Annotated in this window: 15 protein-coding genes; 7 read left to right on the forward strand and 8 right to left on the reverse strand. The window is 63.0% G+C overall.

Features of this window, described 5'->3' with window-relative positions:
• Positions 1 to 3: 3 nt before the first annotated feature.
• The 7 genes from V1292_RS15425 to V1292_RS15455 form a co-directional block, all read right to left on the reverse strand.
• Positions 4 to 1,065 (reverse strand): hypothetical protein, encoded by a 1,062-nt coding sequence (locus V1292_RS15425; protein WP_334373589.1) that lies wholly within the window; start codon positions 1,063 to 1,065, stop codon positions 4 to 6.
• 140 nt (positions 1,066 to 1,205) lie between these two features.
• Entirely contained in the window at positions 1,206 to 1,937 is a 732-nt protein-coding gene (locus V1292_RS15430; RefSeq protein ID WP_334373590.1) for an HAD family hydrolase, read from the reverse strand.
• A 145-nt stretch (positions 1,938 to 2,082) separates the two neighbouring features.
• The gene (locus tag V1292_RS15435; RefSeq protein ID WP_065745887.1) at positions 2,083 to 2,346 is read right to left on the reverse strand and encodes a YodC family protein; all 264 of its coding nucleotides are present in this window, start codon (positions 2,344 to 2,346) and stop codon (positions 2,083 to 2,085) included.
• A gap of 69 nt (positions 2,347 to 2,415) precedes the next feature.
• The gene (gene hemF, locus V1292_RS15440) at positions 2,416 to 3,303 is read right to left on the reverse strand and encodes an oxygen-dependent coproporphyrinogen oxidase (protein WP_334373591.1); all 888 of its coding nucleotides are present in this window, start codon (positions 3,301 to 3,303) and stop codon (positions 2,416 to 2,418) included.
• A 114-nt stretch (positions 3,304 to 3,417) separates the two neighbouring features.
• Entirely contained in the window at positions 3,418 to 3,783 is a 366-nt protein-coding gene (locus V1292_RS15445; RefSeq protein WP_334373592.1) for a 6-carboxytetrahydropterin synthase, read from the reverse strand.
• 16 nt (positions 3,784 to 3,799) lie between these two features.
• Positions 3,800 to 4,432, reverse strand: coding sequence for a 7-carboxy-7-deazaguanine synthase (gene queE / locus V1292_RS15450; RefSeq protein ID WP_334373593.1), 633 nt, complete (start codon positions 4,430 to 4,432; stop codon positions 3,800 to 3,802).
• Positions 4,429 to 4,914: a tRNA (cytidine(34)-2'-O)-methyltransferase gene (locus V1292_RS15455; protein WP_334373594.1), complete on the reverse strand. Its 486-nt coding sequence runs from the start codon at positions 4,912 to 4,914 to the stop codon at positions 4,429 to 4,431. The genes queE and V1292_RS15455 overlap by 4 nt, the downstream gene beginning before the upstream one ends.
• Positions 4,915 to 5,194: 280 nt before the next feature.
• On the opposite strand from V1292_RS15455, the gene petA reads away from it, so the two are divergent.
• From petA to V1292_RS33875, 6 genes are all read left to right on the forward strand, one after another.
• Positions 5,195 to 5,725: a ubiquinol-cytochrome c reductase iron-sulfur subunit gene (petA, locus tag V1292_RS15460; RefSeq protein WP_334373595.1), complete on the forward strand. Its 531-nt coding sequence runs from the start codon at positions 5,195 to 5,197 to the stop codon at positions 5,723 to 5,725.
• A 68-nt stretch (positions 5,726 to 5,793) separates the two neighbouring features.
• Entirely contained in the window at positions 5,794 to 7,866 is a 2,073-nt protein-coding gene (locus V1292_RS15465) for a cytochrome c1 (RefSeq protein ID WP_334373596.1), read from the forward strand.
• 242 nt (positions 7,867 to 8,108) lie between these two features.
• On the forward strand, positions 8,109 to 8,783 hold the full coding sequence (locus tag V1292_RS15470; protein ID WP_334373597.1) for a dienelactone hydrolase family protein: 675 nt from the start codon (positions 8,109 to 8,111) through the stop codon (positions 8,781 to 8,783).
• Between the two features lie 34 nt (positions 8,784 to 8,817).
• Entirely contained in the window at positions 8,818 to 9,720 is a 903-nt protein-coding gene (locus V1292_RS15475; protein ID WP_334373598.1) for an NAD-dependent epimerase/dehydratase family protein, read from the forward strand.
• Positions 9,721 to 9,797: 77 nt separating this feature from the next.
• Entirely contained in the window at positions 9,798 to 10,025 is a 228-nt protein-coding gene (locus V1292_RS15480; RefSeq protein WP_334373599.1) for a hypothetical protein, read from the forward strand.
• The gene (locus V1292_RS33875; RefSeq protein ID WP_442895528.1) at positions 10,022 to 10,306 is read left to right on the forward strand and encodes a type II toxin-antitoxin system RelE/ParE family toxin; all 285 of its coding nucleotides are present in this window, start codon (positions 10,022 to 10,024) and stop codon (positions 10,304 to 10,306) included. The genes V1292_RS15480 and V1292_RS33875 overlap by 4 nt, the downstream gene beginning before the upstream one ends.
• A gap of 9 nt (positions 10,307 to 10,315) precedes the next feature.
• Here V1292_RS33875 and V1292_RS15485 read toward each other — a convergent pair whose 3' ends face one another.
• Positions 10,316 to 11,323: a VOC family protein gene (locus V1292_RS15485; protein ID WP_334373600.1), complete on the reverse strand. Its 1,008-nt coding sequence runs from the start codon at positions 11,321 to 11,323 to the stop codon at positions 10,316 to 10,318.
• 324 nt (positions 11,324 to 11,647) lie between these two features.
• On the opposite strand from V1292_RS15485, the gene V1292_RS15490 reads away from it, so the two are divergent.
• Positions 11,648 to 13,807 (forward strand): anthranilate synthase component I, encoded by a 2,160-nt coding sequence (locus V1292_RS15490; protein ID WP_334373601.1) that lies wholly within the window; start codon positions 11,648 to 11,650, stop codon positions 13,805 to 13,807.
• Positions 13,808 to 13,882 lie beyond the last annotated feature (75 nt).

Consider the following 13,882-nt stretch of genomic DNA (forward strand, 5'->3'; position numbering starts at 1 on the left):
GTGTTAATGCGTCAGCGACGCAGTGCGGATCGGGAAGCAGTTGATTCTCGGTATGTTGCGGACCAGCGGCACGCTGCAGAGGAAGCCGACCGGACGATATTTCACTCGGATTCGCTCCATCTGATACAGCGCCAGGCTGCTGAATGCGCTGACCCGTCCGGCAAGATCATCCAGTTGGGCGTTGATCTCCTTCTCTCGTTCGACGATTTCTCGTTCCTTCGCGGCGTCCCGCTCGCTGTGGGAGGCCCATTGCCGCGCGGCCGCCAGTCTGGTGTGTGCTGCCTCGAAACAATAATGCATCGTCAGAACATGGTGCTTGGCGCTGTACCAGTAGATTCGCTTACTTGCCTTGTCGTTGGGGCCGGCACAGATCCGGACGAATGCATCTTTCGGCATGGTCTTGTTGTCGACGCCCCGCTTCTCGGCAATCGCGCAATATTCATCGTCTGCAACCTGCTTGGCGGGTGTATCGTCATTCTCGGCATGCACGTTGCCAAACGCCGGAAAATTGTACTTGTCGGAACAGTCGAAGGCGTAGTCGCGCAGCACCTGCCGTGACAACGGGTCGTCACCGACGTTATGTTTCTCGGCCGGATCGCGATAGGTGTCGCTGGCCCAGTCGATATAAACCTCCGCCTTTCGCGTCAGCATGTCGATATTCTCGCGCAGTGCGATCCGCGCGTTTTCGTAACGCTCGGAAATCGCGCGCGCATTTTTGGTGACGAGCGCCTTGTCGCTTTCGTCTGCTCTGTCCCGGACGGCGCGGGTGAAATCGGAATAGAGCGTTTGCTGCAGTGCCTGCAGTTCGAAGAATGCGCGTGAGATCTCCGTGAACGTCGTGGTCGCAGCCGCCATGTCTTCCTTGGCATGGCTGCTCACCTTTTCCTGATAGGCGTTGAGATATTGAAGATAGCCGACCGCAAGGCTGCTCAGCACGGTGACCATCGACAGACCTTTGACGATGTCGAGCCCGTGATTGAATCTCCAGAGCCATCTCAGCGGGGCGAATTTCGGTGCAGTATCGTCCGCCGCAGGCGGGGGCTTATGCGTGTCGTCGTTCGGCATCGGTGAACTCCCCATCCTTGGACTTCAACCTTGGAACCACGGCGGCACGATCTGGGATGGCCTGCTTTCGCGCTGTGAGGCAGCTCACATTACACGCGATCGTGCGATGCGGCGGCCAGCCGGACAATGGAGCTAGAGGGTCAGGCGGGCTCGCCAGGCAAAAGTTCTGTCAGCGAGCGGATGATGCGATCGGGCTTCACGGTGGAATCCGGCGGCAGGCCATCGCCATGCACGTCGATCCAGATGGCATAGATGCCGAGCCGCTGCGGCGCCACCACCTCCCATTCCAGATTGTCGCCGATCATCCAGGTCTCGGGCGCGGTGACGCCGAGCGCCTGCATCGCGTGCAGATAAGCGCGCTCGTCCGGTTTGCCGAAACCGTGCTCGCCCTCGATCTGGATGTGATCGAAGCGGTGCGACAGCGCGAAGCGTTCGACCTTGGCGCGCTGGGTACCCGCGGCGCCGTTCGTCACCAGCGCCAGCTTCACGCCGCGTGCCTTCAATTCGTCGATGGCGTCATGCGCGCCGGGGAAGACGAACATCTCCTCTTCGCGGTAGGCGGTGAAGCGGTCTGCCAACCGTGTCGCGAGGTCCTCCGGCAGGACGTGACCGTCTTCGGCAAGCGCGGCAAATCCGTTCCTGACGGTGATGCGCCGTGCTTCATCGAGCTTCAGCCGCCATTCAGCTTCGGCAACAGTCCAGAATTTGCGCGCGGAATCCAGAACGGCGGCGGCAACCTGCTGCGAGGTCAGGGGCCCGAACTCAGCGGCGAACTCGGACGTGACATTGTGCCAGGCGATCTCCGGACGTCCGTAGGCCGACAGGATGGTGTCGTCCATATCGATCAGCATCGCGCGGGGCAGGTGGGTCATTGTTTCGCGGCCATCTCACTTCAAGCGTCGTCGGCCGCGGGAAACAGCGGCGGACCTGCCGCGAATATCAGATCACCCGCACCGGGTCCAATCCCGGGAAACCACGCCGCCGGACCATGGAAGCCCGGCGGCGTCAAAAAGTGCCTCACGCAACCTTGTTGGCGCGGTCGTCCTCTTCCTCGTCCTCGGCTTCCTCTTCGTCCTCGTCTTCGTCGTCTTCTTCGTCTTCGTCGTCCTCCGACGTATCAGCTTCGGCGAGCTCCAGGACGGCAAGCGGCAGCGTCTCGCGGAACAGATCGCCTTCATTGCCCATCCATACGCATGCAACGTTGCCGTCTTTGACCTCCACCACACTGAGCGGATGGCCGCCGGACTTCAGAATGACGACGTCGCCTGGTTTCAAATCCATGATCTACTCCTCGGATTACATGACACGAATCGCACCATAGCGATCAGTCATGACAACCCGATCATGCGATCATGGCCACTTTACCTCCGGCGGCATCGACGAGAGGATGGAATCCACATTGCCGCCCGTCTTTAGCCCAAAGATCGTGCCGCGGTCGTAGAGCAGGTTGAACTCGACGTAGCGCCCGCGCCGGATCAACTGTTCCTCACGGTCGGCGGCATTCCAGGGAAGGGCGAAATTGCGGCGGACCAGTTCAGGATAGATTTTCAGGAAGGCGCGGCCGACCTCCTGGGTAAAGGCGAGGTCGGCGTCCCAGTCACCTGAATCGTGCCAGTCGTAGAAGATGCCGCCGATGCCGCGTGCTTCCTTGCGGTGCGGCAGATAGAAATATTCGTCACACCATTTTTTGTATTTGTCGTAGTCGGCAACGCTGTTCGGTCCGCCGCAGGCCTCTTTCATCGCCTGATGGAAGGCGAGCGTGTCGGGATCCTCCTGGGTGCGCCGGCGGTCGAGCACCGGCGTCAGATCCGCCCCGCCGCCGAACCAGGCCTTGGTGGTGACCACGAAGCGGGTGTTCATGTGCACCGCCGGCACATTCGGGTTGCGCATGTGCGCGATCAGCGAAATGCCCGACGCCCAGAACCTGGGATCGTCGGCCGCGCCGGGTATCTGCGCGCGGAATTCCGGCGCGAACTCGCCATGCACGGTCGAGCAGTGCACGCCGACCTTCTCGAACAGCCGCCCGCACATCATCGACATCACCCCGCCGCCGCCGGGCTTGCCGGTGTGGTCGGTGCGGTCCCAGGGCGTGCGCACGAAGCGACCGGCTTCGCCGGGATAGAGGGCAGGCGGCGCATCGTCCTCCAGCTTTTCGAAGGCCGTGCAGATGTCGTTGCGCAGCGCTTCGAACCAGGCTCTCGCGCGCGTCTTGCGATCTTCGATGACGGATACGTCCATTAGGAATTCCCAACGTTACCTTTCCGTCATTGCGAGCGAAGCGAAGCAATCCATGATGCCACGAGAAAAGAATGGATTGCTTCGTCGCTTGCGCTCCTCGCAATGACGGTGAAGTTAGCCTTGCGGCCCGAAATACGTGCAGCTCTCGTTACAACTGTCGCGATGAACGCTGACGCGCGTGACCTTGCCTGCGTGCTGGACCCGCTCGAAGATATAGCGCGAAATGTTTTCCAGCGTCGGCGTCCCCAGCGCCTCGACCTTGTTGAGGAGCTTGTGGTCGAGTGCTTTCCGAACCTCTTCCATGCTGCGCTCCAGCAGGCCGAGATCCAGCACCATGCCGGTTTCCGGATCGGGCGTGCCGCGCACGCTCACTTCGGCGCGAAACGAGTGGCCGTGAATTTCCTCGCTGGCCGCGCCGAAGGTCGTTCCCTTCAGGGAATGCGCAGCTTCGAAGCGAAACGATTTCGTCAATTCCCACATCTTGAAAATCTAAATCCTATCTGATGCCAAGCGTCTTGTGCGTCTGCAGGCTGAGCCGCCATTGCGGATGGCGCAGGCAGTAGTCGACCGCACGCGCAGTGTTTTCCAGCACGTCGGGTCCATCCATCGGCTGCAGCGAAAAGCGCTCAAAATCGAGCCTCGCAAAATCTTCCGGCGCCGCGCCCGCCTGCGGATAGACCAGCTTCAATTCGTGGCCGCGGCGCACTACGAGATCGGCGCCGGCTTTCGGGCTGACGCAGACCCAGTCCATCCCTTCGGGCGGTTCGATCGTGCCGTTGGTCTCGATGCCAATGGCGAAGCCGCGCGCATGCAGCGCATCGATAAAGGGGGGATCGACCTGCAGCAGAGGCTCGCCGCCGGTCAGGACCACGTAGCGGTTGGTATTCTCGCCGGTCCATTGCCCGGCGATGGTGTCGGCGAGTTCGTCCGCCGTGGCATAGCGGCCGCCGAGCGTGCCGTCGGTGCCGACAAAGTCGGTATCGCAGAACTGGCAGGTGGCGCTCACGCGGTCCTGTTCGCGGCCGCTCCAGAGGTTGCAGCCGGAAAAGCGGCAAAACACTGCCGCGCGGCCGGCATGTGCGCCTTCGCCCTGCAACGTCAGAAATATTTCCTTGACCGCGTAGCTCACACCTTCTCCTTGGACCCGATCTCGCCTGCAATCGGATGACCCGTCTGACGCATCGCCTCGCCTAGTGCCATGGCGGCCGCCATCGCCACATTGAGCGAACGCAAGCCCGGCCTTATCGGGATCGTCACCCGAGCGTCGGCCGCGGAGACGACCTCGTCGGTAACTCCTGCGGATTCCCGCCCGAACAACAGGACGTCGTCACTTCGGTAGCGGAAATCCAGATAGGAACCGGCCGCTTTGGTCGTAAACAGTACCAGCCGGGAACCAGCCTCGTTACGCCATTGCTCGAATTTTGACCATGAGTCATGGCGGGTCAGGACGACATGATCGAGATAGTCCATTCCCGCGCGGCGGAAATGCCGGTCGGAGGTCGGGAATCCCGCCGGCTCAATGATATGGGCGGCCACGCCCAGGCAGGCACACAGGCGCAGAATCGTCCCGGTGTTCTGGGGGATATCGGGCTGGAAAAGCGCAATCTGCATGGGGTCAGGCTTTGGTGGCGCGAATGAAATGTTTCGAATAAATCACGGCCGGGCGCGGATTTAGTGCATTGCACGCTATCGAGCCGATAGCGGGCTTGCGCTCTCTCGGCAAGGGTGCCAATAGAACGATTCTGGACTGCTTGTTCCGCCGGAATGGGGGAGGAAAAGCGGTTTTTCTGCCGCCGCGGGGGCCGCGGGCGCCGGCAGCCTCTTCCGGGGCGCGCTTTTGCGCGGGTCCGGGGCGGTTCCGCTGGCTGCAGACAAGAAAGGGCTTGAGATCGTGACGACAGCGTCTTCGGCGGACCATCCGACACGCCGTGATTTCCTTTTTGTTGCAACGGGAGCCGTCGCCGCCGTAGGCGCGGCTGCCACGGTGTGGCCGCTGGTTTCGCAAATGAATCCGGATGCCTCCACGGTCGCGGCCGGTGCGCCGATCGAGGTCGACCTGACCCCAATCGCCGAAGGACAGGACATCAAGGTGTTCTGGCGCGGCAAGCCGATTTACATCAGCCACCGGACCAAGAAGCAGATCGACGAGGCCCGCGCGGTGTCGGTATCGAGCCTGCCCGATCCGCAGAGCGACGAGGCGCGGGTCAAGTCGGGCCATGACCAGTGGCTGGTCGTGGTCGGTATCTGCACCCACCTCGGCTGCATCCCGATCGCCCATGAGGGCCAGTACGACGGCTTCTTCTGTCCGTGCCACGGTTCGGTGTACGACACTTCGGGCCGGATTCGGCAGGGGCCCGCGCCGACCAATCTGGCCGTGCCGCCCTATACCTTCGTTTCCGATACCAAAATCCAGATCGGCTAAGGGCTCGGACGCCAGTCCGAGACCGCCCTTAAGCCGTTGCGTCGTTTTACTTCCTCAGGATCGCATCAATGAGCGGACCATCCGATTTCCAGCCGACCAATCCCGCCTTGAAGTGGATCGAACGGCGCCTCCCGATCATGGGACTCATGCATTCGTCGTTCGTGGCGTATCCGACGCCGCGTAACCTGAACTACTGGTGGACGTTCGGCGCCATCCTTTCGTTCATGCTGGGCGTGCAGATCCTGACCGGCGTGATCCTGGCGATGCACTACACGCCGCATGCCGACATGGCGTTCAAGTCGGTCGAACTCATCGTCCGCGATGTCAACTACGGCTGGCTGCTGCGCAACATCCACGCCAGCGGCGCCTCGATGTTCTTCTTCGCGGTCTACATCCACATGTTCCGCGGCCTCTATTACGGGTCGTACAAGGAGCCGCGCGAAGTGCTCTGGATCCTCGGCGTCATCATCTATCTCCTGATGATGGCGACCGGCTTCATGGGCTACGTGCTGCCGTGGGGCCAGATGAGCTTCTGGGGCGCCACCGTGATCACCAACCTGTTCTCGGCCGTGCCCTATTTCGGCGAGAGCATCGTGACGCTGCTGTGGGGCGGCTATGCCGTCGGCAATCCGACGCTGAACCGGTTCTTTTCGCTGCACTACCTGCTGCCGTTCGTGATCGCCGGCGTGGTCGTGCTGCATATCTGGGCGCTGCACGTGGCGGGCCAGAACAATCCGGCCGGCGTCGAGGCGAAGACCGAAAAGGACACGGTGCCGTTCACGCCTTACGCGACCATGAAGGACATGTTCGGCGTCTCCTGCTTCCTGCTGTTCTTCGCCTGGTTCATCTTCTACATGCCGAACTATCTCGGCGACCCCGAGAACTACATCCCGGCCAATCCCGCGGTAACGCCCGCGCACATCGTACCGGAATGGTACTACCTGCCGTTCTACGCGATCCTGCGCTCGATCCCGAACAAGCTTGCCGGCGTTATTGCGATGTTCGGTGCGATCCTCATCCTGGCCTTCCTGCCCTGGCTCGACAGCGCCAAAACGCGCTCGTCGAAATATCGTCCGCTGGCCAAGCAGTTCTTCTGGGTTTTTGTCGCCGTCTGCATCGGGCTCGGCTATCTCGGCGCGCAGCCGCCGGAGGGCATCTATGTCATCGTCGGCCGCATCCTGACCTTCCTCTACTTCGCCTATTTCCTGATCCTGCTGCCGTTGCTGTCGCGGATCGAGAAGCCCCGTCCGGTGCCGAATTCGATCGCGGACGACGTGCTGGCTAAGTCGGGCGGCAAGGCTGCGCCGATGGTCTCGGCCGTGATCGCGCTGATGGTGGCCGGCGGTCTGCTCCTGGGCGGCGCCGAGAGCGCTCGCGCCGCCGAAGGCAGCAGCAAGCCGCCGGCGCAGAAGTGGTCGTTTTCGGGCCCGTTCGGCAAGTTCGACCGCGGCGCCATGCAGCGCGGTCTGAAGGTCTACAAGGAGGTCTGCGCCTCCTGCCATGGCCTGTCGTTCGTCGCCTTCCGCAATCTCGCCGAAACCGGCGGTCCTGGTTACTCGGTGGCCCAGGCCCAGGCGTTCGCCTCCGAATACAAGGTCAAGGACGGCCCGAACGACCAGGGCGAGATGTTCGAGCGGCCGGGCCGGCCCGCCGATTATTTCCCGTCGCCGTTCCCCAACGAGCAGGCGGCGCGTGCGGCCAATGGCGGCGCTTTTCCACCGGACCTGTCGCTGATTACCAAGGCGCGCAGCTACGGCCGTGGCTTCCCAATGTTCCTGATCGACTTCTTCACCCAGTATCAGGAGCAGGGACCGGACTACGTAACGGCGCTGTTGCAGGGCTATGAGGACAAGCCGCCGGCTGGCTTCAATCTGCCGGAAGGTTCCTACTACAACACCTACTTCCCCGGCCACGCTATCAAGATGCCGAAGCCGCTGAACGACGGTCAGGTCACCTACGACGACGGCTCGCCGGCCACGGTTGCGCAATACGCCAAGGACGTCACCCACTTCCTGATGTGGGCCGCAGAGCCGCACATGGAAGCGCGCAAGCAGCTCGGCCTGCAGGTGTTCGTGTTCCTGATCCTGCTCACCGTGCTCCTGTACTTCACCAAGAAGAAGGTCTGGGCCAACGCGCACTGAGCTTCGTTGAAGCGTCATGAATTCGGAAAGGCCCCTTCGGGGGCTTTTTTGTTGTTGGGCGACGTCATTCCGGGATGGTGCGCAAGCACCAGACCCGGAATCTCGAGATTCTCAGGGGCGCAAGGGGCGCCCCATAGTTCGATGCTTTCGCATCGCCCCGGAATGACGGTGGGGGCGATTGCGTCCCGATCCCGCAGCGGCCAAAATGACTGCAACCGATCCAGAAATCAGCGGAGGAACCCATGGGCACCCACATCACCTTCAAGCGTCCGGACGGCAAGGAAACCGCCGGCTATCTCGCCAATGCCGCGCGCGGCAACGCGCCGGGCGTGGTGGTGGTGCAGGAATGGTGGGGCCTGTCGGAGAACATCAAGGGCCTGTGCGATCGCTTTGCGGCGGCCGGCTTCGATGCGCTGGCGCCGGATCTCTACAAGGGCGTCGTGGTGCCATATCACGATACGGACGCGGCCAATGCGCAGATGAACTCGCTGGATTTCATGGACGCCACCACGCAGACGGTGCGGGGCGCCGCGCAATACCTGTCGCGCAACGGCGCCAAGGTGGGGCTCACCGGCTTCTGCCTCGGCGGCGCCGTAACCATCATCGGTGCGACCAAGGTTCCGGAGCTCACGGCGGGCGTCGTGTTCTACGGCATCCCGCCGGAGCAGGCCGCCAAACCGGCCGACGTGAAAATCCCGCTGCAGGCGCATTTCGCCAACAAGGACGACTGGTGCACGCCGGCCGCGGTCGACGCTTTTGAAAAGGCGATGAAGGACGCCGGCAAGTCGCTCGAACTGTTCCGCTACGATGCCGAACATGCCTTCGTGAACGAGCAGCGCATGGCCGTGCATGACCGCCAGGCCGCCGAGCTTGCCTGGGGCCGGGCGACGGAGTTTTTCAGGAAGCATCTCGGCTGAGTTGAGCGCATCTCGGCGAAGGAGTTAGCCGCGCATGAAAATCTTCTGCACGGGCGCATCGGGCTATATCGGCGGGTCTGTTGCGGCTCATCTCATCGCCGCCGGACATCAGGTGACCGGATTGGTTCGCTCGCCTGAAAAAGCCGAAGCGGTTCCCGCGCGAGGCGTCCAGCCCGTGCTGGGAACGCTCGACGACAGGGACATCCTGGCGCAAGCCGCGCGGGCCGCCGACGTCGTCGTCAATGCTGCGAGTGCCGATCACAGAGGCGCGGTCGAGAGCCTGCTCGGCGCGCTCGCCGGAAGCGGCAAGCCGTTCATCCACACATCGGGATCGAGCATCGTCGGCACCCGCGCCAAGGGCCAGCGATCGGATGCGATCTTCGACGAAGACACGCCAATTACGCCGTCGCCCGCGCGCGCGGCGCGGGTTGCGCTGAACGAGTTCATTCTGTCCCATCGCGACAAGGGATGCCGTCCGGTCATCATCTGTCCGAGCCTGATCTATGGCCTCGGTCATGGCGCTGGGCGAGACAGCGTGCAGGTGCCGTTGCTGATCAATCTCGCAAAAAAGCGCGGCAACGCCGCACATGCCGGGCCCGGCGAGAACATCTGGTCGAACGTGCATATCGACGATCTCGTGACGCTCTACGCGCTTGCCATCGAGAAGGCGCCGGCAGGTAGCTTCTATTTCGCCGAGAATGGCGAGAGCTCGATGCGCGAAGCGTGCGAGGCCATTAACCGCATGCTGGGTTTTGCAGGACCGCCGACGGCGATGTCGGTGGCCGAAGCCGCCGCCGAATGGGGCGAGGGGACGGCAGAGGACACGATGGCGTCGAACAGCAGGGTGCGGGCGAAACGCGCGCGAGACGAACTCGGGTGGCAGCCGCGGGCACGCAGCCTGATCGACGAGATCGAGCACGGGTGCTATCGGGAGTAGGCGAGCGGATCGTAACGGACGAAAGTGCGTTGGACCCATATCTCGCAATCCATCTCGCGTTGCTGTATAATGGTTCAATGACCAAGGTTCTTGAAGACGCCATCGAAAAGGTGCGCAAGCTCCCCGAAGATCGGCAGGCTTATGTCGCGGAATTGTTGGAACAGATCGCTGCTGCCGGCGGCGATCCGTTCATTGTCCCCGAGGCCCACCGCGCCGCCGTGCTTGAAGGTCTCGGACAGGCCGAGCGCGGAGAGTTCGCGAGCGATGAGGAAATGGCCGACCTCTGGACGAAGTCCGGCCTGTGAGACTGCGGTACACGCCGCGTGCCCGCGCTGACATCGCGGAAATCTACCAGCATATTGCGCAATACAGCCCGCGCGCGGCAACTGCCGTCATCGCTCAAATACGCGCCACGAGCCGCCTGCTGTCGGAATATCCTGGTTTGGGGCGAGAGACGGACATCTCCGGTGTCCAGGTGTTCTCGACGGCCCATTATCCATACCTCGTCTATCACAGCGTTCGAGGGGGTGATCTGGTCATCGTTCACGTTCGACATGCGCGTCGAGATGCGCCGGCAGAAATTTAGATAGGGCCGCTAGCGAGACGCGTTGCCGCGCACCCCATCCCACCACGCGCACGTCCCCGACATCAGCTTGTAATTACCCTCCATCACCTGCACCGGCGCGCGCAGGCCGGAGGCCGCGGCGCGCAGGCGCATCTCGCGCGCGACCTCGCGGTCTTCCGGCGGCAGCCAGACGCGTTCGTGGCCCCACAGGCTCGGGCCGTCATGCATCTCGACCGGCTGCCATGTTGCGGGATCGATTTCGCGGCCGCCCCAGCCGCATTCGATCATGAACGCGGACGGCGTCTTGGCGTAGAACGAGGTCATGAAATCGTTGGTGTGGCGGCCGAGCGTGACGCTGACGCGGCCTTCCTCCGTCTGCGCGATGTCGTAGCACTGGCCGACGTCGTCGAGCGAGAACAATTCAACCATCAGATGGTGCATGCCGTTCCTGCCGGTCTCGATCAACGCCAGGCTGTGATGCCGCGCGTTGACGTGGAAGAAGTAGGCGCGGAACGGTTTTGAGATGTAGTCGGAGAGGCCGAAGCCGAGCAGGTCGACGTAGAACGCCATGACAGGCTCGATATTCTCCACCGTCAGCACGGCGTGCCCGAGCCCAAGCGGGCCGGTGCGGAAGCCGGAGATCGACCGCCCCGGCACGAACGGCGTGTCGTCGATCTCGGCGCCGTAGAACGCCTCCAGCCGGTTGCCGGCGGGGTCATGGAACGAGATCAGGCTGCGCACGCGGCGCGCATCGGCCAGCGTCTGCGGTTCAGCCACGACATGCACGCCGGCTGCTTCCAGCCGCCCCGCCAACCCATCAAGCGCCGCGCTATCGGCGACCTCCCAGCCGAAGAAGCGCGTGCCTTCGCCCATCGCGCGGTCGATGACGATGCGCTGCTTGCGGTCGTCCATCCGGAAGGCCAGCAGCGAGTTGCCGCGCTCGACCGCCTGCAGGCCGACGAGGCCGGTCCCGAACTGCCGCCAGTCATCGAGGTTATCAGATCCGAAGCCGGCATATCCCAGACCCAGCAGTGCCATCCTTGCCTCCATGGTTTGCAATCTTTGCGCGTTGAAAGCGCCGCTGCTTGCTCAAATCCTACGCAGGTTTGGCGCCGCCCGACACCCCAAGTTGGGCTTGGGGCGGGCGTCCCGGCGATCCCCTCCCTTGACATCGCCTCCGCCGGATGGTGATTAGGTTCCCATGGGCACCGTTGTTACCCCCTCCCGTCTCTGGTGGCGCACCTCCTAAGAGGTGGCCGGTGCGATTTCATTTTTTCAATCGTCGAAGGTCGCCATCGCAGTGCGACGGTCCTTCGTTTGTCCTGTGTGGCGCTCCCTCCCGAAGTTTCGTAAGAGGATCACATGAACAGGACAGCCTTCTCCCTGCCGGAGCACAGCGAATACCGGACCGCGGGCGGTCTCGTGATTTCGCGCGTCGTCGAGCAGTTCACCGGCAACGCCAAGCGCCTTGACGACCTGATCGAGCTGCTCGATCGCCGCCGTGGCGTGGTGCTGTCCTCCGGCACCACGGTGCCGGGGCGTTATGAAAGTTTTGACCTCGGCTTTGCCGATCCGCCGCTGGTGCTGGAAACGGCCGGCTCGAATTTCTCTCTGAGCGCGTTGAACGCACGCGGCGAGGTGCTGATCGCATTCCTCGGCGATGTGCTGCGCGAGCCCTGCGTCGTCATTTCGGAGCGGAGCTCCACGCGGATGGCCGGCCACATCATCCGCGGCGCCGCGCCGGTCGAGGAGGACCAGCGCACCCGCCGTGCCAGCGTGATGTCGCTGGTGCGCGATCTCGTCGCCGCCTTCACCGCAAACGACGATCCGCTGCTCGGCCTGTTCGGCGCCTTCGCCTACGACCTCGTGTTCCAGATCGAGGACCTCGTGCAGAAGCGGGCGCGGGAGGCTGACCAGCGCGATATCGTGCTCTACGTGCCGGATCGCCTTTTGGCCTACGACCGTGCCACCGGCCGTGGCGTGGTGCTGAGCTACGATTTCTCCTGGAAGGGGAAGTCCACCCAGGGCCTGCCGCGCGACACCGCCGAGAGCGTTTACGCCAAAACGCCGCGGCAGGGATTTGCCGATCACGCGCCCGGCGAATATCAGGCAACGGTGGAGGTCGCGCGTGCGGCGTTCGCGCGCGGCGATCTGTTCGAGGCGGTGCCCGGGCAATTGTTCGCCGAGCCGTGCGAGCGTTCGCCGGCCGAAGTGTTCCAGCGGCTGTGCCGCATCAACCCGTCGCCCTATGGTGCGCTGATGAATCTCGGGGACGGCGAATTTTTGGTGTCGGCCTCGCCGGAAATGTTCGTGCGCTCCGATGGCCGCCGGGTCGAGACCTGTCCGATTTCGGGCACGATTGCGCGCGGCGTCGATGCGATCGGCGATGCCGAGCAAATCAGGCAATTGCTGAACTCGGAGAAGGACGAGTTCGAGCTCAACATGTGCACCGACGTCGACCGCAACGACAAGGCGCGCGTCTGCATCCCCGGCACCATCAAGGTGCTGGCGCGGCGGCAGATCGAAACCTATTCGAAGCTGTTCCACACGGTCGATCACGTCGAAGGCATGCTGCGCCCTGGCTTCGATGCGCTCGATGCCTTCCTGACCCACGCCTGGGCAGTCACCGTGACCGGTGCGCCGAAATTGTGGGCCATGCAGTTCGTCGAGGACAATGAGCGTTCGTCGCGGCGCTGGTATGCCGGCGCCATCGGTGCCGTGAATTTCGACGGCAGCATCAACACCGGGCTCACCATCCGGACCATCCGCATGAAGGACGGGCTGGCCGAAGTGCGCGTCGGCGCCACCTGCCTGTTCGATTCCGATCCGGCCGCCGAGGACCGCGAGTGCCAGGTGAAGGCAGCTGCGCTGTTCCAGGCGCTGCGGGGCGATGCGCCGAAGCCGCTGTCGACCTTTGCACCCGACGCGACCGGTTCGGGCCGCAAGGTGCTCTTGATCGACCACGACGACAGTTTTGTTCATATGCTGGCGGATTATTTCCGGCAGGTCGGCGCAAGCGTAACCGTGGTCCGGCACGTGCATGCACAGGAGATGCTGAAGCGGAAGGGCTGGGATCTCCTGGTATTGTCGCCGGGCCCGGGTCGCCCGGAGGATTTTGGAATCTCGAAGACCATTGGAACGGCGCTCGACCGAAAACTGCCGATCTTCGGTGTCTGCCTCGGCGTGCAGGCGATCGGCGAATATTTTGGCGGCCAGCTCGGTCAGCTCACCCAGCCGGCGCATGGACGGCCGTCGCGGATCCAGGTGCGGGGCGGACGGCTGATGCAGAACCTGCCGAATGAGATCGTGATCGGCCGCTATCATTCGCTCTATGTCGAGCGCGACAGCGTGCCCGATGTTCTCGAAGTCACCGCGACCACCGAGGACGGCGTCGCGATGGCGATCGAACACAAGACCTTGCCGGTCGGCGGCGTGCAGTTTCACCCGGAATCGCTGATGTCGCTCGGTGGCGAGGTGGGACTGCGCATCGTCGAGAATGCGTTTCGGCTGAATGTGGGATGAATTGAATGGAATACTTTATGCGCGTCATTCCGGGATGGTGCGCTAGCACCAGACCCGGAATCTCGAGATTCTCAG

The sequence above is a fragment of the Bradyrhizobium sp. AZCC 1719 genome, assembly GCF_036924525.1.
Classification (GTDB): domain Bacteria; phylum Pseudomonadota; class Alphaproteobacteria; order Rhizobiales; family Xanthobacteraceae; genus Bradyrhizobium.